The following is a 23,375-nucleotide window of genomic DNA, read 5'->3' as shown; positions in this document are numbered from 1 at the left end:
GGGCGAATATTCAATAGTCGACGACGGCGGCACGGACCTCGCAGGCTCACCCGTAAGTATCGCGGGGGCCGCGGCCGTTAACGCTTCGCCCTCCCTTGCGCCAACTGGGCGCCGACGGGCCCAGGACGTGGATGCTGGTCACCACGCCGTCACCAAGTTCGGTGCGGAACTTCTCGAGCAGGCTGATGCTGAGGAGGCGAAGCTGGGTGGCCCACGCCGTTGAGTCGCAGCGAACGTGCAAAGTGGTGTCCGTAAAGCTCTCCGGTGTGCAGTGAGCGGAGATTTCCGGCCCCACAAGGGTGGCCCATTCGGCCATCACCGACCCGACAGCAACGGGCGAGGTCCAGCCCCGTTCGGCCACCAGGCGTCCCACCACCTTGCCGAGGCCCAGCGGATCACGGCCGGTGGAGTGGAACTGGCTAAAACCTCGGGTGTCCCGGATGCCGCCACGTTTTGTCTTGCCGGCACCGGCGGCGGGTGGTGCCTTGCGGCGGATCTCACCGCGTGCCGCTGCTGCTTCGCGCATCCGATTCAGCGCCGCCTGCGGCGCGTCGATGTTGTCGGGATCCCGGCCGGGCTGGAGGCCGCCGTTTTCATCCTTATTCATCGATTCCTCCCGGGATGACCTTCACCCGCCGGCCGGAGAGCTCTTCCGGAATATCGGCGTCGACGGCGGCAGTCACCAGCACCTGTTCCGCGCCGGAGACTATTGCCGCCAGTTTACGCCGCCGCTGGACATCGAGTTCGGCAAAAACATCATCGAGGATCAGGATGGGAGCGGACCCGCCCGTTCGGGCGTCGTCGAGCATCACATAATAGGACGCCAGCCGGAGGGAGAGGCACATGGACCATGTTTCCCCGTGCGAGGCGTACCCCTTGGCCGGAGCCTCGCCCAGGACAAGTTCCAGCTCGTCGCGGTGCGGGCCCACCAGTGAAATGCCACGCTCAAGTTCCTTGCGGCGGGACGCGGCGAACGCCCGGACGTACGCTTCGGTGAGTTCTTCCACCGTCAGCGTCCGGAGGTCTTCCTGAACAGGTTCGCCCGTGGCGGACGGAAAGGCAGCACCCGGTGCTGCCCCGCCGTCGTCGTCCATCATGTTTTGCAGGCTTGAGCGGTAGGCGGCGTCGGCAACCTTTGAACCGTCCGTGAGCTGCGCATAGGCACTGGCCAAGTGCGGGCGAAGCCGCTCTACCAGTTCCAGCCGGGCATGCAGCAGCTCGGCGCCGGCCCTGGCCATGTGCTGGTCCCACACGTCAAGAGTGGCTTCGTGGCCGGCGGTGAATTTGCCGGCCCTCGCAGATTTCAGCAACGCATTGCGCTGCTTCAGCACACGGTCATAGTCGCTGCGGGTTGCCGCGTGCCGCGGAACCAGGCTGACCAGCAGTTCATCGAGGAACCGGCGCCGGTTGGACGGATCACCTTTGACCAGCGCCAGGTCTTCGGGGGCGAAGAGCACTGTCTGGCAGATCCCGAGGATGTCCCGCGCACGCACGGGATTGCTGCGGTTGATGCGGCCACGGTTTGCACGGCTGGCATTGATTTCCAGTTCGAGCACGGTGATCTGGCCTTCGCGGACCAGCCGGGCCCGGACCAGGGCACGCTCCGTACCGAACCTCAGCAGCGGACCGTCTGCGCTGACACGGTGCGAGCTGAGGGTGGCGAGGTAGCCGATGGCTTCCATCAGGTTGGTCTTGCCAATCCCGTTGGATCCCACCAGGACCGTGACGCCAGGTTCCAGGGCAAGGTCAACCTGGGCGTAACTGCGGAAGTCAGTCAGTGAGAGGTGTTCTAGGTACACGCGGTCTTCAGGATTCTCGAAACCCTCGGGTCCCGGGGATTGGAGCTATTTGGCAGGGCGGGTGGCGTGCCCGCCGAACTGGTGGCGCAGCGCCGAAACCATCTTCATGGCGGGGGAATTGTCTTCCCGTGAGGAGAAACGGGCAAAAAGTGCTGCCGTGATGGCAGGAGCGGGCACTGCGTTGGCGATCGCCTCTTCGACGGTCCAGCGGCCCTCGCCGGAATCTTCTACGTAATCATCGATGGAGGCAAGGCCCGGATCTTCGTCAAGCGCCTTCACCATGAGGTCCAGCAGCCAGGACCGGACAACCGTTCCCTTTTGCCAGGCGCGGAAGGTCCCGGGAAGATCGTTGACGATGTCCTTGGCCGCGAGCAGTTCATAGCCCTCGGCGTAGGCCTGCATCAGGCCGTACTCGATGCCATTGTGGACCATCTTCGCGTAGTGTCCGGCGCCGACCCCGCCCACATGCACAAAGCTGTCGGCCCGTTCGCCTTCCGGGCGGAGTGCGTCGAAGACCGGGAGGGCCCGTTCGATGTCGGCCGCGTCTCCGCCGGCCATCAAGCCGTAGCCGTTCTGGAGGCCCCACACGCCGCCGGAGACACCGCAGTCGGCAAACCGGATGCCCTTTTCGGCCAGCGCGGCACCATGTTTCTGGTCCTCGGTGAACCGGGAGTTGCCGCCGTCGATCACCAGGTCGCCGGCGTCGAGCTTGGCCCCGAGTTCGGTGACGACCGCATCGGTGATATCGCCGGCGGGGACCATGACCCAGATAATCCGGGGTGCCGGGACGGCGGCGATGAGTTCGTCCAGCGAGGAAACATCGGTGACGTCCGGATTGCGGTCGAAGCCGGTGACGTCAATTCCACCCTTGCGCAGGCGTTCGCGCATGTTGAAACCCATTTTGCCAAGGCCGATCAGTCCGATATGCACGGTGGATCTCTTTTCTGCGCTGGTGGTGTGGCTGCGGGGACGTCATCCCAACTAGGTAGCAGTAGATGTCGTTATGAGGGTTCAAAACGACATCTACTGCTACCTAGTTGGGTGGGAGGCTGCTAGTTGGGGAGGCGGACCGGCATGACCAGGTAGCGGTAGTCGTCCTGGTCTTCGCCGTCGACATCCGCCTGGGCCGTGATCATCGCTGGTTTGGGCGCGGTGGTGAAGGAGAACCGGACGTATTTGGTTTCAATGACGCTCAGCCCTTCCACCAAGTAGTGGGGATTGAAGGCAACAGTGATGTCCTCACCGGACAGCTGGGCCTCGAGTTCTTCAGAGGCCTGTGCATCCTCGCCGGTCCCGGCGTCGAGGTGCAGCTGGCCTTCAGTGAAAGCCAGGCGCACCGGGGTGTTGCGTTCGGCGACAAGGGACACACGACGCACGGCTTCGACCAATTCCTGGGTCTGCACGGTGGCGTGGATGGGTGTCGTGTCGGGGAAAAGCGAGCGGATTTTGGGGTAGTCGCCGTCCACCAGCAGAGATGTGGTGGTGCGGCCGCCGCTTTCGAAGCCGATGAGCCGGCTGTCGTCGTCCGCCAGGGCCAGGTTGATGTCCCCGCTGTTACCCAGTGTTTTGGCAACTTCGTTCAGGGTCTTCGCCTTGACCAGCGCGCTGGTGGAAATTCCCGGGGTGACGGGCTTCCATGGGACTTCGCGCATGGCCAGCCGGTACCTGTCGGTGGCCAGGAGAGTGATGAGATCATCCTCAATTTCCATCCTGACGCCGGTCAGGATGGGGAGGGTGTCATCCTTGCTGGCCGCGATGATGACCTGGGAAACAGCTTGGGCGAAGGCATCGCCGGGAACTGTGCCGCTGATGGTGGGCAAGGCCGGCAGTGGCGGGTACTCGGCTTCCGGCATGGTGGCCAGGTGGAAACTGCTGCGGCGGCAAGTAAGCGTGACTTTGTTGCCGTCCGTTTCCACGTCAACCGGGGCCGAAGGCAGGCTGCGGCAGATGTCTGCCAGGAGACGGCCCGATACCAGGATGGTGCCTTCCACTGCGATGTCAGCCGGGATCTCAAGCCGGGCAGAGGTTTCGTAGTCGAAACTCGAAAGGCTTACGGTGCCGGACTCAGCCTTGAGGAGCAGGCCTGAAAGGACCGGTACTGGCGGCCGCGGAGACAACGAGCGGGCTGTCCATGTGACGGCTTCTGCCAGGACGTCCCGATCGACTCTGAACTTCACGGAAGGGTGCCGCCTTTCATTGCTGCTGCCATGTCTGAACCGGGAACTCCATCGTGGAGTTCCAAAAGTGGGTGCCCCAAACTCCTGAACCTGCATGGTCCGCGCTTGCTGAACCACAAAGAAACCCGAGGATGGGAGCGCTGCTGACAGCTTAGCCGGAAGATCCGGGATTAACCCATCCCCGGCAAGGATCCCGGTTGTCCTGGGCCGCCAGGCCCTGGCAGGTTCGTCGTGTGGATCCAGATTGTTGTTTGAGGGAAATCAATTTTTTGGGATTAGTAGTGTTAATAACTGCTGTGGAAACTGTGGATAACCCCGTCTCGCCGCAGGATCCGGCGGTTAAGCCCTGTTCATGGACTGTGGGTGAAGCAGGTTTTAAACAGGGTGTGGATGGGGATAAGAATTTTGGCGGTTTCGCTGATCCACAGATGGGTTAAGGGTTTTAAGCCCATTAACCGCACTTGTCCCCTTAACTGTCCACAGGGTTATCCACATGCACCTGTTAATAAGGTATAGAGGCGGAGGGTCAGGAGTCGCGCTGCTGCTGTTTGATCCTGTTGGTGAGCTCGGTGACCTGGTTGTAGATCACACGGCGCTCGGCCATGAGTTCGCGGATCTTGCGGTCCGCATGGATCACCGTGGTGTGGTCTCGGCCGCCGAGCTCCTGGCCGATCTTGGGCAGCGACATGTCAGTGAGCTCGCGGCACAGGTACATCGCGATCTGGCGGGCCGTCACCAGTGTTCGGGTGCGTGACTTGCTGCAGAGTTCCTCCATGCTGAGCTTGAAGTACTCCGCCGTCTGCGTGAGGATCTGGCTGGAGGTGATCTCCTGGGCGCCGTCATCGGTGATGAGGTCCTTGAGGACCATCTCTGCCAGGGCAACGTCAACCGGCTGCCGGTTCAGGCTCGCGAACGCCGTGACGCGAATGAGGGCGCCTTCGAGTTCGCGGATGTTGCTGGAGATCTTGGAAGCGATGTATTCGAGGGCGTCGTCCGGCGCGGAGAGGCCCTCACTGAGCGCCTTCTTCCGGAGAATGGCGATTCGGGTTTCAAGTTCCGGCGGCTGGATGTCCGTGAGCAGGCCCCACTCAAAGCGGGACTTCATCCTGTCTTCGAACCCTGCCAGGAGCTTGGGCGGCTGGTCCGAGGTGATGACCACCTGTTTGTTGTTGTTGTGCAGGGAATTGAACGTGTGGAAGAACTCTTCCAACGTCCGGTCCTTGCCTGCCAGGAATTGGATGTCGTCGATCAGCAGCACGTCCACGTTGCGATACGTCGTCTTGAAACTCGCACCCTCGTCGTCGCGGATGGAGTTGATGAAGTCGTTGGTGAATTCTTCAGAGTTCACGTACCGGACACGAATGCCACTGTAGAGGCGGCGGGCGTAATGGCCGATGGCGTGCAGGAGGTGGGTTTTGCCCAGCCCCGAGTCACCATAGATGAAGAGCGGGTTGTAGGCCTTGGCCGGCGCTTCGGCAACGGCCACCGCGGCCGCGTGGGCAAACCGGTTGGACGAGCCGATGACGAAGGTATCGAAAACGTACTTGGGATTCAGCCGCCCGAATTCGTGGGAGGTGCTCGGCAGCATGGGTTGCGGCTTCTGCTCGATCAGCTGGTCGGACGTGAAGGACGGCTCGACGACGAGTTCCGGCTCCTCATGGATGGGCACCAGATCGGTGTCCACGTCGATGGCACAGCGGATGTCCTCAGAGAAAACGTTGTGCAGTGCGTCGTCCAGCGCATCTTTGACCTGCGTCTGCAGGACCTCGCGGGTGAGTTCGTTGGGGACGGCCACCAGAAGGGTTGAACCGATCAGGCCCTGGGCCTGGGCCAGGATGACAAAGCCCCGCTGCCGTGGTGAAACGCGGTCGTCCTGCTCCAGCAGGCTGACAACGCGCCGCCAGGAACTTCCGACAGTATTGGCGTGGTTGGCTTCGTCTAATGTCATCAATCAGTTCCTCAAAACTTGCTTTGCCTGCATTACCTGCAGCCCCAAGTCCGGAACCAGGATGCTGGTCCAGCTTCATCCACAGGGTTATACACAGTCCGTGGATAATCGGCTACTGAGCCACTCTAGGGGATCAAAACGCCAGAAGATAGCTGGGAAGTAGCTTGTGGATAATTACACCAGTGTGGTTCTGAAAAGGGGCCTGTGAGCCAGTTCATCCACAGGCTGTTGTGGACGGTTAACCACAGCTGGGGACAAGGACCGCAGGCCGTCCCGGTTTGACTCTCGGGCGTAATTTGCCCTAACGTTGTGAAGTCCTTTGTGTCCGCTTTTTGGCCCCATCTGAATCTCTCAGACGCACCGCGTTCGAGCAGCCGGGGGAAGCGTGCATTACAAAACTTAGCGTCGGCCAGTTCTTCCCCTTTACTGATCGGGTGGGCGCACCTTTGATCCACTGGAGTAACTAACGTGAGCAAGCGGACTTTTCAGCCGAATAACCGCCGTCGAGCCAAGAAGCACGGCTTCCGCCTTCGTATGCGTACCCGTGCCGGCCGTGCCATCCTGGCAGCCCGTCGTGGCAAGGGCCGCACCGAACTGTCGGCCTAAATAACTGACTCGTCGGTTTACATTTCTTTGCGAGTTTAAGGTGCTGGCCACCCGTAACCGTTTGAGGACTGCATCCGATTTTTCAACAACCGTACGTTCCGGTGTCCGCAATGGGCGCCGGAACGTAGTGTTATATACGGCAGCTATCGCTGCCGACGAACCCAGCCGGATCGGGTTTATCGTTTCCAAAGGTGTCGGGAACGCTGTGGTCAGGAACCTCGTTAAGAGGAGACTGAGGGAAGCCGGTGCTGCCTCGCTACGCGAGTACGGTACCGGGTTCGCCATAGTGGTCCGGGCTCTGCCTGCGTCCGCGGCCGCCAGCTGGGATCAGTTGTTGGCGGACTACAACGCCGCGCTGGAATCGACGGTGAGCCGGTTGGGCAGCCGCCTTCCGCGGGCTGCTGTTAACGGTTCTACCGGTACAACACAGGAAGGGACACAGCGTGCATAACGTGACTGCCGCCGTCGTCCATTTCCTGCAGCCTGTTGCCGTCATCCTGGGCAAGGTCATCTGGAACCTGCCCCGAAACATCCTCATTCTGCTGCTCAAGGCCTATCGCAAGGTGATTTCCCCCTTGTACGGCCAGGTTTGCCGCTTCTTCCCTTCTTGCTCGGCATACGCCCTTGAAGCAATCACTGTCCATGGTGCAGTCAAAGGGAGTTGGCTTGCCGTCCGGCGCCTCGCCCGCTGCCACCCTTGGAATGCCGGCGGCGTGGACCATGTCCCCGCCGGCCACCGGGAATGGCCTGAAAACCGGACCCCCACAATTGTTGTGCTGAACAACCCGGACAAGTACCTGGCTGCTCAGACTGATGGAGAAGGCCGCCTTGCGGCCTGACGAATAGGGATATCGTATGGACTTCTTTGAAACAATCATGTTTCCGTTCAAGTGGCTTGTGTCCATCATCATGGTGGGTTTCCATGAGGGCCTGAGTTCCATCGGCATGCCGGAGGCCTCCGGCTGGACATGGACGCTCTCCATCATCGGCCTGGTGCTGGTGATCCGTGCCGCTTTGATCCCGGTGTTCGTCAAGCAGATTAAAGCCCAGCGCGGTATGCAGCTGCTGCAGCCGGACCTGAAGAAACTCCAGGACAAGTACAAGGGCAAGACCGACCAGCTCTCCCGCCAGGCAATGGCGCAGGAACAGATGGCCATGTACAAGAAGCACGGCACCAACCCGTTCTCCGCCTGCTTGCCCATGCTGATTCAGATGCCGTTCTTCTTCGCGCTGTTCCAGGTTCTCTCCGGCATCAGCACGGCCCGTGACCAGGGCAAGAGCATCGGCGCGATGAGCCACGAACAGGTGTTGCAGTTTGATGACTCCACCATCTTCGGAGCGCCGCTGTCAGCTACGCTGCTGCACAACCCCGAGGGCAACGTAGTTGCCGTTTATGTCCTGTCGATAGTGATGATCCTGGCCATGACGGCCTCGCAGTTCATCACGCAGAAGCAGATCATGGCCAAGAACATGTCTGAAGAAGCCATGGCCAGCCCGTTCATGCGCCAGCAGAAAATGATGCTGTACATCCTGCCGATCGTGTTCGGCGTGGGCGGCATCAACTTCCCCATCGGTGTGCTGATTTACTGGACCACCACCAACCTGTGGACCATGGCACAGCAGTTCTTTGTCATCCGACGGATGCCGACGCCGGGATCCCCTGCCGCCAAGGCACTGGCCGAGCGCCGTGCGGCCAAGGGCCTGCCGGCCCTGCCCATCCTGGGCGGGAAGAAGGCCGACGCCGAAGCAGAGGCCGCCGCTGCCGCTGCAATCATCGAGGCCAAGGGTCAGCGCATTCAGCCACAACGCAAGAACAGGAAGAAGAAGTAATGTCAGCCGAGAGCACCGAACACGCCCTTTCCGACGAGGTCACCGAAGACCGCGACGAGTCCGTGAGTGATGCCACTTCCACGAAGGGCTCAACGGCCAGCCGCCTGGAGGAAGAGGGCGATGTTGCTGCCGACTACCTCGAAGAACTTCTGGATATCGCTGACATCGATGGCGACATTGACATTGAGGTCCGCAACGGCCGAACCTACATCTCCATCGTGGCCGAAGAGGAATCGGACAGCCTGGACAGCCTCGTGGGCGAAGACGGGGAGGTCTTGGAAGCGCTGCAGGAACTGACCCGCCTTTCTGTCCTGTCTGCCACCGAGAACCGTTCGCGCCTGGTGCTGGACATCAATGGTTACCGCCAGCAGCGTGCCGGACACCTTCAGAAAATCGCTGAGGATGCCGCCGCTTCGGTCAAGGAGACCGGCAAAGCCGTGGCCCTCGAGCCGATGAGCGCCTACGAACGCAAAATCGTCCACGACGCCGTAGCTGACCTTGGTCTGGTCAGTGAATCCGAAGGTGAAGGCGCTGGCCGCCACATCGTTGTATCCGCTGACTAGAGAATTGCTGAACAGCTAATCATGGTTGATATCACGGCAGCTGAACTGCTGGCCGCAGAGAAGATCTTCGGCGACCGGCTGGACCTCGCTAAGCGATACGTTGAGCACCTGGCTACCTCTGGAACGGAGCGTGGGCTCATCGGCCCGCGTGAGATCCCGCGGCTGTGGAGTCGGCACGTCCTGAACTGCGCAGTCATCGAAAGCGAGATCGCCCACGGGAGCCATGTTGCCGACGTTGGAAGCGGTGCAGGCCTCCCCGGACTGTGCCTCGCCATCGCCCGTCCGGACCTGGAACTGACCCTGATTGAGCCTCTCGAGCGCAGGGTGATCTGGCTCCAGGAAGTGGTGGATGACCTTGGCTTGGCTAACGTGACGGTCATGCGAACGCGGGCGGAGCTCGCCGTGGGGCATGTGAATGCCGATGTGGTGACCGCCCGTGCGGTGTCAGCACTGAGTAACCTGGCTGGACTCACTATTCCCCTGCTTGGCGGCAAGGGTGAGGTTGTGGCTATCAAGGGCCGCAGCGCGGGCGAGGAAATTGAAAAAGCCGCCAAGGTCATCAGGAAACTCGGTGGCGTCCAGACGTCCGTGGTCACGGTGGGTGAGCATCTCCTGGAGGAGCCCACCACCGTGGTCCGCATCGTTGTAAATAAGTCCCAAAAGATTGCCTAGCGCCGGGCCCCGGTAACCTTGGTCTACAGGGCGAAGCGGTTAGGCTAGACAACGGCAGCAAAAAGCTGAACGAGAGTGAGTGTGTCCCAGTGACCAGTAGCGAAGCCTCCACACAACGGATTCCCCCGTTTGTGTCTTTGGGGTCAGCACGATCAGTTGCTGGGCCGGGATACGCACCAGGACGGGGCGGAATTCACCCGAATCCGGTTGCTGAACTTGCAACGATGGCCGCTGTTTCACGTGAAACAACCACTTCCGGTAAAACCAATGTTTTTGACTCGATGGACGATTCCAGCCCGATCGCCCGTGAACTTGCCCATGAGACCAAGCGCAGGGAACGCCTCCTGGGCAGGGAGTTGCCCAAACCCGAGAAGACTCGGATCTTCACGGTCTCGAACCAAAAGGGTGGTGTTGGCAAGACCACCACTACCGTAAACATCGCAGCAGCCCTGGCAGCGGCCGGCTTAAACGTCCTGGTCATTGACATCGATCCCCAGGGCAATGCTTCTACAGCACTGGGCGTCGAGCACCATGCCGATGTGGACAGTATCTATGACGTCCTCATCAACGATTTCCCGCTCGCCGACGTTGTGGCGCCTTGCCCTGATATCAGCAACCTGATCTGTGCACCCGCCACCATTCATCTCGCCGGCGCGGAGATCGAACTCGTCTCCCTTGTGGCCCGCGAACAGCGGCTCCGCCGGGCCATTGATGTTTATGCCAAGGCCCGAGCCAAGAACGGCGAAGAACGACTGGACTACATTTTCATTGACTGCCCGCCCAGCTTGGGGCTGCTCACAGTCAATGCCTTCTGCGCCGCTGGCGAAGTACTGATCCCTATCCAGTGTGAGTACTACGCCCTCGAGGGCCTGAGCCAGTTGCTCAAGAACATCGAGATGATCCAGAAGCACCTGAACGCTGACCTGGAAGTCTCCACAATTCTTCTGACCATGTACGACGGCCGGACTAACCTGGCGGCGCAGGTAGCTGCAGAAGTTCGCCAGCACTTCCCGGACCAGGTATTGGGTGCGGTGGTTCCACGCTCCGTCCGGATATCGGAAGCGCCAAGCTACCAGCAGACCGTGATGACTTACGATCCTTCCTCCAGTGGAGCCCTGTCTTACCTGGAAGCCGCAGCTGAAATTGCTGAACGCTAGAATCTTCGAAAACTGCAACAACCGGAGCCGGGCTTTGTCAGGCTCTACCACTGGAGGGATTTATCCATGAGCGAAAAGCGACGGGGCTTAGGCCGCGGTCTTGGCGCACTCATTCCAAGTTCCGCCTCTGGCAGTGCGTCGGGTAACGGGGCTGCAGCGTCCCGGCCAGTGGATCTCTTCTTTCCTGAAGGCCGCAAGAAAGTCACCTCGGTTGAGGATGATGCCGACCGTACGCCGTCTGACAGGACGCCCGGCGTAGCCGAACCCGCGGCTGGTGATGCACAGGCTGAAACTGATGCCACGCCCACGGCCAGGAAATCGGCCGCGCCCAAGACGGCGCCGCGAGCTACGCCTAAAGTTGAGGCTAAGCCGGCAGCTGCGAAGGAACCGTCGAAGCAGCGGACAGCCGCCGCGAAGACCAGCTCCCCCAAGCTTGCCGAGGACGAGGCCCCCGCGGGGACATCAGCTGCCATTTCCGAGGACACCCAGCAGATCGACAACGGTGTTGACTTGGTGGAAGTGCCCGGAGCGCGGTTCGCTGAAATTCCCGTGGGTGACATCCACCCGAACCGGAAACAGCCGCGTTCCGTCTTCGATGAAGATGACATGGCGGAGCTGATTCACTCAGTCCGCGAAATAGGCGTCCTCCAGCCAATTGTGGTGCGCACATCAACCGAATCCGGTGGTGAACCATATGAGTTGGTGATGGGTGAGCGCCGGTGGAGGGCTGTCCAAGCCGCAGGCCTGGAAACCATCCCCGCGATTGTCCGTGACACCACAGATGACGACCTTCTCCGTGATGCGCTGCTCGAGAACTTGCACCGCAGCCAGCTCAACCCACTGGAAGAGGCTGCGGCCTACCAGCAGCTTCTTGAAGATTTTGGCACCACTCATGAACAGCTTGCAGACCGGATCGGACGGTCCCGGCCGCAGGTCTCCAATACGCTCCGCCTCCTAAAACTGCCACCACTGGTCCAGCGGCGTGTGGCGGCAAGTGTTCTATCGGCGGGCCACGCGCGGGCCCTGCTGGCTCTTCCCGATGCTGCAGCGATGGAACGCCTGGCGCAGAAGATCGTGGCCGAAGGTATGTCCGTGCGTGCTACGGAGGAAGCGGTCACTCTTTACCAGGACCCGGCGAAGCCAGCCAAGAACAACATTCCGCGCCCTGGCGCGCGCCACGAACGGCTTGATTACCTGGCTTCTTCCCTCTCAGACCGCCTGGATACAAACGTCAAGATTTCGCTTGGAGTGCGCAAAGGACGCGTCAGCATCGAATTTGCAAGCGTTGAGGACCTAAACAGGATCATGGAAGTCTTGGCTCCGGGCCAGGACAACTAAAAGATACGCATGCGGGGGCCTGTTTCACGTGAAACAGGCCCCTTCTTTGTCTTCGTTTCCACGAGTGGCTGCGCAATTCGTTGTGGGGAGCACCATGTCATTAGTGACTTCTTGGGCACCATATCCAGGCCGCTGCACTCCCCGTGCTTGGTCGGGACCAGGGCCAGCCGTCGGGGTGAGACAGGACGCCTCCCGGGACTCGCTGAGTTGAAACTTATAGGTTGCATTTTTGAGTCCCGCGGCATGTGTTGGTTCCTGTTCAGCGTTCCGTCCGTTCACTGAGGCGCGATCGCCACAACGTTCGGGCTTCTTCTGTTGGAGTTCCAGGACCGCTTTGAGGTTTGTCTTCTATGTGACTCTTTGACCTATTACGGCGAACAAAACGGGAAGCTTTCGAGGCTATTCGGATACATTCCCGGTAGCGAGCCCGGAGTTCATCGAATCCGGACGTGACAAGAGTCTTTCTAGCATGGCTTCCAACTTGGTGGCGCTATTGCTGGGACTCTCTGTGTCCTTTACGGTCGCGGCTCCTTCTGGGACACAAGGTTCTCATGTCGTGGAACCTGATCTCTGCGACCGTTCGTCCAGCGCATTGCACCGTGGGAGCAGAACGAGCCACAGTGCCCCCCCTGTCGTTTCACGTGAAACGACACGGCTTCGATGCAGAGACTAGGGCGGAAACTTGCTCCCCGATACCGGAAATCCCCGATGTTAGGTACGTCTAGCCTGGCGGCTACTTAGAATCTGGGCACATTGGAGTGCATGCGTTGCCTCGGCCCAGGATGCCGGCTCAGGCGTCAAAGCTTGCAACGGTACGTCAATAAGCTAGGTCCGAACATAGAACTATTAGAAGTATCCGGGCCGCTGCCGAAGCATGCGCATTCCTTCCGTGAGCGGCAGATGATTGCCTTGGCCTTCCTGAGGGAATCTTATTTCGGCGGATTGTTTCACGTGAAACAGGACTACTCCAGCCGGAAAGTTCACAGGTCCGGACGGGCAGTGAACTCATACCCGCTCATTGTGGCACTGCGTCTGCTTTGCCCGTCTCTGAAGGCCCCCAGATCCATCACTACCCGTACCATCCAGGGCGCATCTGCGTCCCGGAGGCGGCCCGGGGCCACAGTGGGGGCGATATGAAGGTCCACCTCATTGGGCGGCCCAACAGCCGTGCTACGGGCCTCACGTTCGCTACGCCCCTCATGGGACCGTCATCGTGGGAAGAGGCTGAGCTGGCAACATACAGAGCGTCGGAGCCCATGGCCACCATTTTCTGACGTCGGACACCTTGCTGCCCAAATGATTCGTCTTCGGGGGGTCTGGGCAGGCTAGGTTCGGTCCTTGCCTTGGATCGTACTGAACCACGGTATGCAGAGGACAATCTCCTGTTGAGCTATTCACCAGCTTTCGTCCCGATGAACCCGACCGTGCCACTTTGCAGGCTTCGGAACGGACATCTCATGTGGAGAGCGCACGCCAGGCTGACAGTCCCCACCCGGCGGCTTTATCGGACCAGCCATGCCAGCTCATCGCCGATCTGCCAGGCCCTATCTCATCGCATTGTCGATCTTGGAGACTCGGTCCTCCGCAATGGGCGATCGGTCCGGCAGTCCGGGACCAAAAACCTTAAAGACGAACGATTCTTGCCCGCTGCAAATGCAGGGGAAGACATGGCCTCGGGGTGGGAGCTGATCGGCACTCCCCCTCCTAGAGCGCCCTCGTCGGTTCACTACGGATCCCGTGGCGTTCCGTCGCGACATGGGGCGGGGCCAATCAGCAGGCAGGATTCAGTACCCCGACAACTATTGCGTCGGGCGAGCGTGGTGCAGGATTTGAACCGCCAATTGACAGCTGATCTCAACGACCGACGGAGCGACCCTACGAAGGAATTGAGGGACTGCCGCTTGGAGGAGGAGGAGTTGGCTACGGACTGGCGGCCCTGGAGCGCGTGACAGCACAAGGCTGGAGGATGGACGTATTCGTCCGATTCCAGCCGGCCTGTCCCAGGTGGGGCGCGGAGCGGTCTTTGACTACAGGAGGTAGTCGGTGAGCTGTCCACTCCATGTGTCCGGACGGAAAAGAACTATGAATGCTACCGGTGGGGAGTTGGGCGTTGGTTCCCTGAAGGCCTGGCAGACGCCTTAGACGAGAGGCTTGGGTCGACGTAGTTTGGGGACGACCTGTGTATTGGGCAGTGGATAACGCTGTGGATAACTTTGTGGATAGAAGACGGCCGGACATACCTCGAGCCCCTTCGGTGTCGACGCCCCATTTGTTTTCTGGGTTCTCTTTGGCTGGTCCCTACTCACTGGACGGCCGCCTGTTTCACGTGAAACACACTAGGTTGTCTCGGCTCGGGCGGAAATACCGGGATATTCGCTCACTGGAGCTGATTTTCCGGCTTGAAGGGCCCCAATAGTAGCGCAGAAGTGGGGGCAATGGGGGTTCTGCTGAAGGGGACTTCCGCCAGCCCATGTCGGCGCCAGACAAGGAATGGCAGTCCTGCGTTCCTGTGATTAATTTCTCAAAAATCACCTTGTGCATAGGCCTGTGGATAATGATGTGGATAACTTCTGGGGATAAGCATGCAGCCTGTTGACAAACTGGCCTTCCACCGAGGTGGAGCCACCAGCCTAACCGGTTCAAAGTCAGTGCTTTGTTCCGTTGGCGGAACGGTAGGTGAGGCGCGGGTTCAAGAATTGGTCACTGCCATGGAATGGATCACGGCATGCTTGGCGCGGCTTTCCCCTTCGAGTGCCTCAACATGGGTTCGACAGTGGCGGGTTGTTGCCTTAGGTTATCCGCGCAACCAGGGCCCGATCGTCTAGTAAGACGAGTTCGCTACTGATTGACCGACCGACGGAAGGCCGTGCATGGTTGAAGATTGGACCGGTACGTGATGTCACCCGCGCGACGGGACCTGTGGCGTGGTGCCTTGCGTACCTCTGAGCCGTGGCTGTTTTACGGCATAACGGCGTCTAACACTCGCCGGCTGATGCCGGACACTTCCATGACGTTTGGGATGTGCGGCACTCAGAGGACTAGCACTGCCCCTTTTAGTACCTAAGGTGCGAGTGGGTTAGGCGGCGCCAATTTCGGCAGGTGCGTGTCTGGGGGTCTTGCCGTCGAAGCGACTGCTTTCTCCGTCATGTGTGCCTCGCGCTTTCGGTTCCTTACGGCCAAGGACGGCTAGGGTGTTTCACGTGAAACATTGCGTGCGTCCGGGCCACGCTCGTGGCGCCAACAGCAGCCAAAGGGCTCCCGTAAGCTCCGAGCCGGGCTGCAGGTCGCATGCACTGATGCGCCGGGGCAGCAGCCCTAGGCCGAAGAGTCATACCGGCAGCCAAGGCCGAAGGGCGTACCGGAAGGCTGTCTGCTCTGTCCGGGAGCCCGCGTAGTGCCGACTGCCCCGGGCGCTGGGTTCGGCAAAGTGCAGGGCTAGGGCTATGCGAAGTAGTGTCAACGCACTTGCAAGCCGACATTGCCGATGAAGCCAGCCGACGAAGCCAATTGCGAGTTGATGGGATAAATGGATGTAGCCAAGCAAGAGTCGATCGTAGTACCGCCACCGTTGGCGGCTGCCACTGCTTGAGTCCTGTTTCACGTGAAACAGCCAGGGAGGCGTCATGGCCCCGGTGGCTTTGTCCTGGTGTCCTGGTGTTCTGGTTCCAAGGACATGATGAGCTGAGCAGAGGCGGACAGAATACCCGACGCGTTGTCCATTGGGTCGCTGAGCCTCTACGAAAACTCGCAGGTGGACAAGCCGTGCGGCGTACTGCCGGGCGGCCGAACACGTGCCTTCGATTGCTGGTGCCGGCGGACGTGGTGGCCTGTCTCGCGCAGTGGATAGGTCCTCCTCCCCGTCCACAGTGGCGATACGCCCGAATGTAGCTTTCTAGAATCGGGCTGGCTTGCCTGGCTGAGCTGATGCCAGATTAAGTAGGGCTATTCTGTAGTCGCCCAGAGTTTGCGCCAGATGCTCAGGTGGTGGGCTCAAGAGACAGGATGAATCGATGGGGATCAGCCAGATTCAGAAACCTCGGCGACTGCGCCATGAGTTGCCCTGGGCTGCGCACTAGTGAATCTGTAGTCGTGGACTCCGGGGACGATAGCGTTATGGCGGGTGTTTCAGGAACCCTGGACGCGCCCGTTGCTGCAAATCGACGTTCCGACTCGGCCCCTATCCCGAGGGCCCAAGTCCCCTGTCCCGAGCGGCAGAGCCGGTCTTTGCCACCGCACTTTGCGGCAAGCAACCGACCGTAACAGTAATAACGACTTGCAGAGAGACAGGGGTGTGCAACTGTCGAAGAGGACAGTTTGGTTCTTACGCCGCCTTGGATGTTAGCCGTATCCGGTTGTTGTCATCGGTCCTTGGCGATCTTCCATTCTCTGGCGAGTGTCGCGCAGCCAGAATTCAAGGGAATGTTGCACTGGATGTGCACCGGCGGATCATGTGCTCGTCCAATTGTGGGCCGCTGTATGTAGGAGGGATGACTCGCTATGTTTCACGTGAAACACGCTATTACGCCGACTGGCAGGGACCTCCGAGGAGGTGCGTGAATCGGTCATCCACGGGAAACCACAAGCGCTTTTCAGCCTTGGATGAACTCGGAAAATGCCGCAGAGCACCGCGAGGAACCCACCCGGGCACTATGAAGTCAAAGTACCGACTCGTGATGGAAGTGCGGCGGCAGGCCATTCTTTAGCTCAGCCCCAAGGAACTGATTCACCAGAGCTGTGAGCCTCCCAAACGCTTATGGCACCTTATGCTCATCCGATGGGAATGACGAGGTGTCGCTTTGAGTTACATCTCGCGATCCAGGAGAGTTCCGGCCCCATGACAGGCACCGGCTTCCTTAGCTGATGCTCATCGAGCGCTGGTCTGCTCGGCGTTCCCTCGGGATGTCAGACCTGAATGGGCGCCGTCCAGTCAGGCCGCACGAAGTCCATCCATTGCCGCTTCAAGGCCACGCAATGTTTCACGTGAAACACGTGGGCGGAGCCGTGCCTACACAAGTCGAACTTCACCAAGTTTGCCCAGCGCTCCCCCAGTTGCAGGCAAGTCCAGAAAATGACACTCAGGACGGCTGGGAGAACAAACGCGATACGAATTAAACCAAAAATGGACACATAACCCAGCAGATCGCGGCATAAGTGGTGGACCTCAGTAACTTCAGCCGCTTAAAAGAGGATGGCCACCGCTTGGAAGCGGTGGCCATCCGGTTGGCGGCTGAGCGATGAGCCCAGTTCCAGCGAGAACCCTTAGGACAGAACGTCCGCGAATTCCTTCTCAAAGAACTGCTTTGGCTTGGCGCCAATCACCGTGTTCTTGACCTGCCCATCCTGGAACAGGTAAACGGCGGGAATGGATGTGATGCCATACTCAGCAGCGATGGCCGGGTTGTCGTCAACGTTGACCTTGACGACGTTCACTTTCTCGCTGTACTCCACGGAGATCTCATCGAGGATGGGGCCCAGTTTGCGGCAAGGGCCACACCACTCCGCCCAGAAGTCCACAATGACCGGCTTGTCCGCTGACAGGACATCCGTGCCGAAACTTGCATCAGTTACGTCTTTTGCGTTGCTCATAACCTTTTCTCTCTCTTCAAAGGGTGGATACGCGAATTAGGCGTGAAGGTCTGCGAGGTAGTGCTCTACATCAATGGCTGCCACACAGCCCGAACCGGAAGCCGTGATGGCCTGACGGTAGGTGGGGTCCACAACGTCTCCGGCGGCAAAGACGCCGGGGATGCTGGTTTTGGAGCTGCGGCCCTCGACGGCGATGGTGCCGGCGGGCGTGATATCCAAAGTGTCCTTCACGAGCTCAGTGCGGGGGTCGTTGCCGATTGCAACGAAGACCCCGGTGACAGCGAGGTCGGAAACGGACCCGTCCAGGAGGTTCTTGATTTTCAGTCCCGTTACCTTGTTCTCGCCAATGACGTCGTCCACGGTGCTGTTCCAGATGAAACTGATCTTTTCGTGGGCCAGCGCGCGGTCAGCCATGATCTTCGAAGCCTTCAACGAATCGCGGCGATGGACTACTGTGACAGACTTTGCGAACTTGGTCAGGAACAGCGCTTCCTCCATGGCGGAGTCTCCCCCGCCGATGACTGCAATGTCCTGGTCCTTGAAAAAGAAACCGTCGCAGGTTGCACACCAGCTGACGCCGTGGCCGGAAAGGCGCTTCTCGTTGGGTAGTCCCAATTCACGGTAGGCGGATCCCGTCGACAGAATAATTGCGCGTGCCTGGAATGTTTCACCCGTGGCGATCGTGACGGTCTTGACGTCGCCCTCAAGCTGCAGTGCGGTGACATCCTCGAACTGGATCTCCGTACCGAACCGCGCCGCCTGCTTCTCGAAGTTCTCCATGAGGTCCGGGCCCATGATGCCCTCGGGGAAGCCCGGATAGTTCTCTACGTCGGTAGTGTTCATCAGTTCTCCGCCAGCGGTGACGGAGCCCGCCAGAAGCAAGGGCTTGAGGTTGGCACGCGCCGTGTAGACGGCGGCCGTGTAACCAGCCGGGCCCGAGCCGACGATGATGACATCACGTACTTCGGACGCGGTGTTTTCTGCGTTGCTCACTGAACGGTGAACCTCTTCCTTAATTGATGCGCCACCCCGTGGAGGTGGCCACATGGCACAACTGAATCGCATTGCTGAATATTCCGGGCGCCGGTAAACGAAGGAACCATCCGGTAACGGTGCAAAGTCACCTCAACAACGACGCCATACCAGATTACCGTCTGCAGACAGCAGAGCCGCGCCTGTTACCCCAAGAGTGAAGGGGAACTGGCGCGGCTCGACTGCAACGACAAGAACGCGTGAACTATTGGATTTTGATTTCGGCAAGACGGATGCCGTAGCCATATCGCGTCTTAGGCGCAGCCAGCTTGGGCAAAGACTTGATGGACACAATGACGTACTGGGCGTCAACAGGTTCAGCGAGGGGCATGGTCAGATCAGTGGAGGTGAAGCTGTTGGTCCCCACCTGCTTGGCGCCATCCAATGATGGCCGGTCGTTCGTGAACACGCTGATGTTACCGCCGGATGCTCCCAGCTGGGTCAGCGTGATAGAAGAAACAGTGGCCGGGCTCTTCAGCTTAATGAACAGCGGCACACCGTCAGGGGCTAGCCCGCCCCATCCCTCAGTGGCAAACTCCATGTCAGACCAGTAACTGGCGGCATTGCCATCAAACGCTTTCACCAGGTCCACATCGTAGGTGGCGGCAAAATCGAAATTACCCTGGCGGGTAATGCCCTCGATGGCGGGAGGTGCAGCTGGCGCAGTCGAAGTCGCGGTCGGGTTGGCCGGACCGGATTCCGAAGGAGCCGCGTTTGAGCCAGTGGCAGTGGTGTTTGCCTGTGGATCAGAGCGGAACAGGCTTCCCAGATTGGTCACAGCGAAGACGAGTCCAGCAATGAGGACCACGGCGAGCAGGCCCCCGACCAGCCAGCGCATGGAGCGGGGCTCGCGCTCGGGCTCGTCGTCGTCGTCGTAGTAGGTTTCGGGTTCGTCTGCGGGGGCGGAGGATGTCGCTGCCGCTGCGGGCGCAGCAGAACGGGCAAAAGCGGGGAACTTCCCAGAGGAACGATCCGCCTGGCGGGGCGCGGCGGTCGCTGCCGGCTCATCATAGGCGGCTTCCTGTTGGTCCGTACCGTAGTTGTAGTCCTCTTCATTCCACAGGGAGACCTTGGGTGAGGCCGCGCTGGTGCTGTCCGCGGAACCGGAGCCCCCGGCTACCGGCACATTGGGCTGCCGGCCGTTCGGCTGGAGCGGCTGTGGGGAGGTGACATGCTGGGACGCGGCTCCGGAAGCGGCAACGCCGGCGGCAGCGCCAGCAGCAGGGGACGAAGCGGGCCGGGCGGGCGGCTTAGGCGGAACCACCGGCTGGTTGGCCCGGTAAGGGTCGACCTGGCTTGGGTGATCATCCGAATACTTGATGTAGCCGGCGTCGACGTTCTCTTCGTCGTCGTACGGTTCCGGTTCATGTGACCGTGCCTGGCCAAAGATTTCACTTCCGAGCGTATCCGTGAAAAACGGCTCTACGTACGGCGGGTTGGAGGCGACCACAAGGTCCAGCAGGTCTGCGGCGGAAGTGTGATTGGTGATCAGGTAGGTGGCTGCTTCCGTGACACCAAGATCAAGGACCTGGACGGTGCCGGGCCGTTCACCGGTGGCAACTTCACGGGCGCTCTGGGCAACCTGCTCGGTATTTTCCGGGCCGGCGACCAGAATGCTGACTGGACGGTTGAGAACCTGGTCCACCCCGTCCAGCACCAGATCCTGGTCGTGTGAAGTCAATACCGTGGCTGTGACCTTGTAGCGGCCGCCGAGTACTGATCCAACATCGATCGGGTGGGACACGTGTTCCTCCTAGACTGTCCGGGAAATTGCCGGCTTGTGGATGGTGCCACTGCCGTTCCAGGGCCTGCCGGCGGGCCGGCTGACGCTTGACTGCAACAACCCTTGTTCACTTTCGATCCTAGCCGATGGGCTGTGGCGGCCGGTGGAGACAGGCAGCTGATAACCCCGGCTATATCACTTTTTTCGTGGCCGTCGCGGCTTGAAGTGGGGGTTCTGCCCCGCTGGCCCTTGGAAGGTCCGCCGGCCGGGCAACGGGATCTCGTCCCGCAGCAGGCCCCGCCTGGCTGTGCCGGGGACGTCTTCCGCCGGCAAGTATCCACCGCCGGATCCGTCGTCGGAGTCGGCTGGAGGAGGAACGGCGTGGGGGGCGTGGTCCCGTGAAGGCTCCGGCACTGGCCCCGCCCGGAAAGAGACCGCGTCAAACTCGCCGGAAATCCGGGGAATCAGGCCGGTGTCCACCGAGACTGTGGCGCGTTCCGGCGTCGGACGTCCCGTTCCGGAGTGGGCTTCCCCTGAACCGGACGACGGCGGCGTCTCCGGACCGGAGTCAGTGGGAGCGGCGGACTTGGAACGACCAAGGCGTCCCAGCAGCGGGCGGAGAAGGTCGCGCAACTCCGAGACATGGAAGATCTTGAGCAGGAAAACGTAGACCACCAGCATGATGGGTCCGACGACGATGAGGGTCACCAGTGCGGTTGCCTGGTTGGTCCAGGCAAAGCCGTCCGGGCTGTAACTGCCCATCAGCCATAACGCGCCGGCGCCCGCAACGGCGGATCCCAGCGCGGCGTACCCCATCCGGATATACGAATTGGCAATCCGCGGACCGTCGAGGTGTCCCAGCAGCCGGCGCAGGAAATAGGCGCTGATCACCACCGAGAGGATGTTGCCCACCATATAGAGGATGGCGATGGCGTAGATGATCTGGCCGACGGGCAGGAACTGGATGGCGAAGGCGCCCACAACATAGACAAGGGCCAGCAGGAGCTGAATATAGAACGGTGTGCGTGCATCTTCATTGGCGTAGAAGACACGGGACATCATGAAGTTTGCGCTCATAAAGGGCGTGCTGAGGGCCAGGAGCGTGAGCGTCTGGGCCAGCATCACGCCGTCCTGCCGGGGGCCGCCCGAGAAGAACATGCCCAGCGGTCCCGCCAGGGCGAAGAGAGCCAGCGCGCCAAAAACAGTGGCGACAGCCATGGTTCGCAGTCCGTGGGAAAGGGCATCACGGAGCTCGTCCCGGTTGCCGTCCTGGGAGGCCCGGGTCATCCGGTTGAACAGGACTGTGGCCAGCGAAATGGCAATGATGGAGTGCGGCAGCAGGTACAGCTGGCTGGCCACCTCCAGCACGGCGTTGCCGGGCAGCATGGCGGCAGCCGGATCACCGGCAGCCTGAAGCCTGAGCCGCTCGGCTCCGGGAATTGTGGCGATACGCATGACATACAGGAAGGCGAGCTGCCCGACGGCGGCCGTCAGCAGTGTCCACACGCTGAGTTTTGCCGCCTGGCCAAGTCCTACTCCCCGCCAGCCGAACCGCGGACGCAGCTTGAGCTTTAGACGGAATACCGGCACCAGCAGGATGGCGGTCTGGGCCACCACACCAATGGTGGAAAACCCCGCCACAAGAAGGGTCTGCGAAGAACCCCAGTTTTCCAGCGTGTGCGGGTTGGCAATGTTGGCCCCAAAGATCCAAATGAACATTCCCAGGCCAGCGACGGCCACGAGGTTGTTCAGGATGGGTGCCCACATGGCAGGGCCAAAGGCTCCGTTGGCGTTAAGGACCTGGGTGAGCAGCGCGTACAGGCCGTAGAAGAAGATCTGTGGCAGGCACCAGAACGCAAAAGCCACCGCAAGCGACTTCTGCTGTGGCGAGTAACCCTGCGTGGTCAGTTCAATTACCCATGGGGCTGCAAGGGTCACCAGGGCCGTGAGCCCCAGCAGCAGGAGCACAGCCAGGGTCAGCAGCCGGCTGATGTAGTCCGCTCCCCTGTCCGGCGCTTTGCTTGCCTTGATGATCTGGGGCACCAGTACGGCGTTAAAAACGCCACCCGCAACCAGCAGGAAGATCAGGTTGGGAAGGTTGTTCGCGTTGATGAAAGTGTCGTTAACAGTGGACCCGAGTCCAAGGGCAATGCCGAGCATCCAGGTCTTGCCGAACCCGAGGAAGCGGGAGATCAGCGTACCGGCGGCCATGATGGCACTGGAGCGCGTTTCGCTGGGTTGGACGGCAGCAGGCTCGGCTTCACCGGCATTGCCTGCGTTGTCGGAGGGGAAGTTGGTAGCGGACATCGACTTCATCGTCTCACCCGGAAGCCGATATTGCCGCAACGCAGCGGGAAGCCGCGGCCGCGGGGCGCGCGCGATGGACTACTCAAAGATGTTCGGGCAGGACTTCCCGCGCGAGGTCGGCGATGCGCCGTTCGTTGGGAAAGGAGAGCTTCCGCGCGAGTTCCTGGATAGGTACCCAAGCGACGTCCACGGCTTCCTGGTCGGGATCGTTCTCGATGGTGAGTTCGCCGCCGGTGGCGCGCAGCAGGTAGTGGTGCACGGTCTTGTGCACGCGATGTCCGCTGACAGTGAACCAGTAGTCGATGCTGCCCAGCGGCGCCAGGATGTCGCCCTCGATGCCTGTTTCCTCGGCAATTTCGCGGACTGCGGCCTCTTCGTTGTTTTCTTTGCCCTCCGGGTGCCCCTTGGGCAGGCACCATTCGAGCCGTCCGCCCCTGTTAAGGCGGGCGATGATCGCAACCTTGAGGTCGCCGTCGGAAGTGTCCACTACTACCCCGCCGGCGCTGATTTCCTCCACAGTTGGAAGCGAGGCCGGTGCCGAGTGCTGGGCGGGCGCGACATGGGCACCGATTGCCGATGGCAACGGTGGGTTTGTCCTCCTGCCGGGAGCGCTCGGTACGGGATGGGCCATGAAGTC

Annotated in this window: 18 protein-coding genes; 8 read left to right on the top strand and 10 right to left on the bottom strand. The window is 60.6% G+C overall.

Features of this window, described 5'->3' with window-relative positions; genetic code table 11:
* Positions 1–46 precede the first annotated feature (46 nt).
* The 5 genes from V9L17_RS03345 to dnaA form a co-directional block, all read right to left on the bottom strand.
* Positions 47–607 (bottom strand): DUF721 domain-containing protein, encoded by a 561-nt coding sequence (locus tag V9L17_RS03345; protein ID WP_337345179.1) that lies wholly within the window; start codon positions 605–607, stop codon positions 47–49.
* On the bottom strand, positions 600–1,799 hold the full coding sequence (gene recF, locus V9L17_RS03340) for a DNA replication/repair protein RecF (RefSeq protein WP_337350461.1): 1,200 nt from the start codon (positions 1,797–1,799) through the stop codon (positions 600–602). Before recF ends, V9L17_RS03345 begins: the two co-directional genes overlap by 8 nt.
* 45 nt (positions 1,800–1,844) lie before the next feature.
* Positions 1,845–2,729 (bottom strand): phosphogluconate dehydrogenase (NAD(+)-dependent, decarboxylating), encoded by an 885-nt coding sequence (gene gnd, locus V9L17_RS03335; RefSeq protein ID WP_337345177.1) that lies wholly within the window; start codon positions 2,727–2,729, stop codon positions 1,845–1,847.
* 122 nt (positions 2,730–2,851) lie between these two features.
* Complete coding sequence (gene dnaN, locus V9L17_RS03330; protein WP_337345176.1) at positions 2,852–3,976, bottom strand: DNA polymerase III subunit beta; 1,125 nt, start codon at positions 3,974–3,976, stop codon at positions 2,852–2,854.
* A 526-nt stretch (positions 3,977–4,502) separates the two neighbouring features.
* Positions 4,503–5,924, bottom strand: a complete 1,422-nt coding sequence (gene dnaA, locus V9L17_RS03325; RefSeq protein WP_337350460.1) for a chromosomal replication initiator protein DnaA — start codon at positions 5,922–5,924, stop codon at positions 4,503–4,505.
* 468 nt (positions 5,925–6,392) lie between these two features.
* On the opposite strand from dnaA, the gene rpmH reads away from it, so the two are divergent.
* The 8 genes from rpmH (at position 6,393) to V9L17_RS03285 (ending at position 12,090) form a co-directional block, all read left to right on the top strand.
* On the top strand, positions 6,393–6,530 hold the full coding sequence (rpmH, locus tag V9L17_RS03320; RefSeq protein WP_003800212.1) for a 50S ribosomal protein L34: 138 nt from the start codon (positions 6,393–6,395) through the stop codon (positions 6,528–6,530).
* 40 nt (positions 6,531–6,570) lie between these two features.
* Complete coding sequence (gene rnpA, locus V9L17_RS03315) at positions 6,571–6,981, top strand: ribonuclease P protein component (protein ID WP_337345174.1); 411 nt, start codon at positions 6,571–6,573, stop codon at positions 6,979–6,981.
* Positions 6,974–7,369, top strand: a complete 396-nt coding sequence (gene yidD, locus V9L17_RS03310) for a membrane protein insertion efficiency factor YidD (protein WP_337350459.1) — start codon at positions 6,974–6,976, stop codon at positions 7,367–7,369. Before rnpA ends, yidD begins: the two co-directional genes overlap by 8 nt.
* Positions 7,370–7,385: 16 nt before the next feature.
* The gene (gene yidC / locus V9L17_RS03305) at positions 7,386–8,360 is read left to right on the top strand and encodes a membrane protein insertase YidC (protein WP_337350458.1); all 975 of its coding nucleotides are present in this window, start codon (positions 7,386–7,388) and stop codon (positions 8,358–8,360) included.
* A complete protein-coding gene (locus tag V9L17_RS03300; protein WP_337345171.1) occupies positions 8,360–8,923 on the top strand; it encodes a Jag family protein in 564 nt (187 codons plus the stop codon). The genes yidC and V9L17_RS03300 overlap by 1 nt, the downstream gene beginning before the upstream one ends.
* Positions 8,924–8,944: 21 nt before the next feature.
* On the top strand, positions 8,945–9,595 hold the full coding sequence (gene rsmG, locus V9L17_RS03295; protein ID WP_337345170.1) for a 16S rRNA (guanine(527)-N(7))-methyltransferase RsmG: 651 nt from the start codon (positions 8,945–8,947) through the stop codon (positions 9,593–9,595).
* A gap of 89 nt (positions 9,596–9,684) precedes the next feature.
* Positions 9,685–10,752, top strand: a complete 1,068-nt coding sequence (locus tag V9L17_RS03290; protein ID WP_337345169.1) for a ParA family protein — start codon at positions 9,685–9,687, stop codon at positions 10,750–10,752.
* A gap of 66 nt (positions 10,753–10,818) precedes the next feature.
* Complete coding sequence (locus V9L17_RS03285; protein WP_337350457.1) at positions 10,819–12,090, top strand: ParB/RepB/Spo0J family partition protein; 1,272 nt, start codon at positions 10,819–10,821, stop codon at positions 12,088–12,090.
* Positions 12,091–17,349: 5,259 nt separating this feature from the next.
* Here V9L17_RS03285 and trxA read toward each other — a convergent pair.
* From trxA to V9L17_RS03260, 5 genes are all read right to left on the bottom strand, one after another.
* Positions 17,350–17,676 (bottom strand): thioredoxin, encoded by a 327-nt coding sequence (gene trxA / locus V9L17_RS03280; protein WP_131132027.1) that lies wholly within the window; start codon positions 17,674–17,676, stop codon positions 17,350–17,352.
* A gap of 36 nt (positions 17,677–17,712) precedes the next feature.
* A complete protein-coding gene (trxB, locus tag V9L17_RS03275) occupies positions 17,713–18,669 on the bottom strand; it encodes a thioredoxin-disulfide reductase (protein ID WP_337345167.1) in 957 nt (318 codons plus the stop codon).
* A 244-nt stretch (positions 18,670–18,913) separates the two neighbouring features.
* A complete protein-coding gene (locus tag V9L17_RS03270; protein ID WP_337350456.1) occupies positions 18,914–20,452 on the bottom strand; it encodes an ABC transporter substrate-binding protein in 1,539 nt (512 codons plus the stop codon).
* A gap of 174 nt (positions 20,453–20,626) precedes the next feature.
* Positions 20,627–22,738 (bottom strand): murein biosynthesis integral membrane protein MurJ, encoded by a 2,112-nt coding sequence (murJ, locus tag V9L17_RS03265; RefSeq protein WP_337350455.1) that lies wholly within the window; start codon positions 22,736–22,738, stop codon positions 20,627–20,629.
* A gap of 82 nt (positions 22,739–22,820) precedes the next feature.
* Positions 22,821–23,321 carry an NUDIX hydrolase gene (locus tag V9L17_RS03260; RefSeq protein ID WP_376044904.1) on the bottom strand — a complete coding sequence of 167 codons (501 nt, stop codon included), beginning with the start codon at positions 23,319–23,321 and terminating at the stop codon, positions 22,821–22,823.
* Between the last annotated feature and the right edge of the window lie 54 nt (positions 23,322–23,375).

Source organism: Pseudarthrobacter sp. CCNWLW207 (genome assembly GCF_037203945.1).
Lineage (GTDB): Bacteria > Actinomycetota > Actinomycetes > Actinomycetales > Micrococcaceae > Arthrobacter.
This window is presented reverse-complemented; position numbering and strand designations above follow the sequence as displayed.

Excerpts from the sequence above, each read along its gene's own strand:
- V9L17_RS03345 (WP_337345179.1), bottom strand. The coding sequence starts at position 607 with ATGAATAAGGATGAAAACGGCGGCCTCCAGCCCGGCCGGGATCCCGAC.
- dnaA (WP_337350460.1), bottom strand. The coding sequence starts at position 5,924 with ATGACATTAGACGAAGCCAACCACGCCAATACTGTCGGAAGTTCCTGG.
- yidC (WP_337350458.1), top strand. The coding sequence starts at position 7,386 with ATGGACTTCTTTGAAACAATCATGTTTCCGTTCAAGTGGCTTGTGTCC.
- V9L17_RS03300 (WP_337345171.1), top strand. The coding sequence starts at position 8,360 with ATGTCAGCCGAGAGCACCGAACACGCCCTTTCCGACGAGGTCACCGAA.
- rsmG (WP_337345170.1), top strand. The coding sequence starts at position 8,945 with ATGGTTGATATCACGGCAGCTGAACTGCTGGCCGCAGAGAAGATCTTC.
- V9L17_RS03285 (WP_337350457.1), top strand. The coding sequence starts at position 10,819 with ATGAGCGAAAAGCGACGGGGCTTAGGCCGCGGTCTTGGCGCACTCATT.
- trxA (WP_131132027.1), bottom strand. The coding sequence starts at position 17,676 with ATGAGCAACGCAAAAGACGTAACTGATGCAAGTTTCGGCACGGATGTC.
- murJ (WP_337350455.1), bottom strand. The coding sequence starts at position 22,738 with ATGTCCGCTACCAACTTCCCCTCCGACAACGCAGGCAATGCCGGTGAA.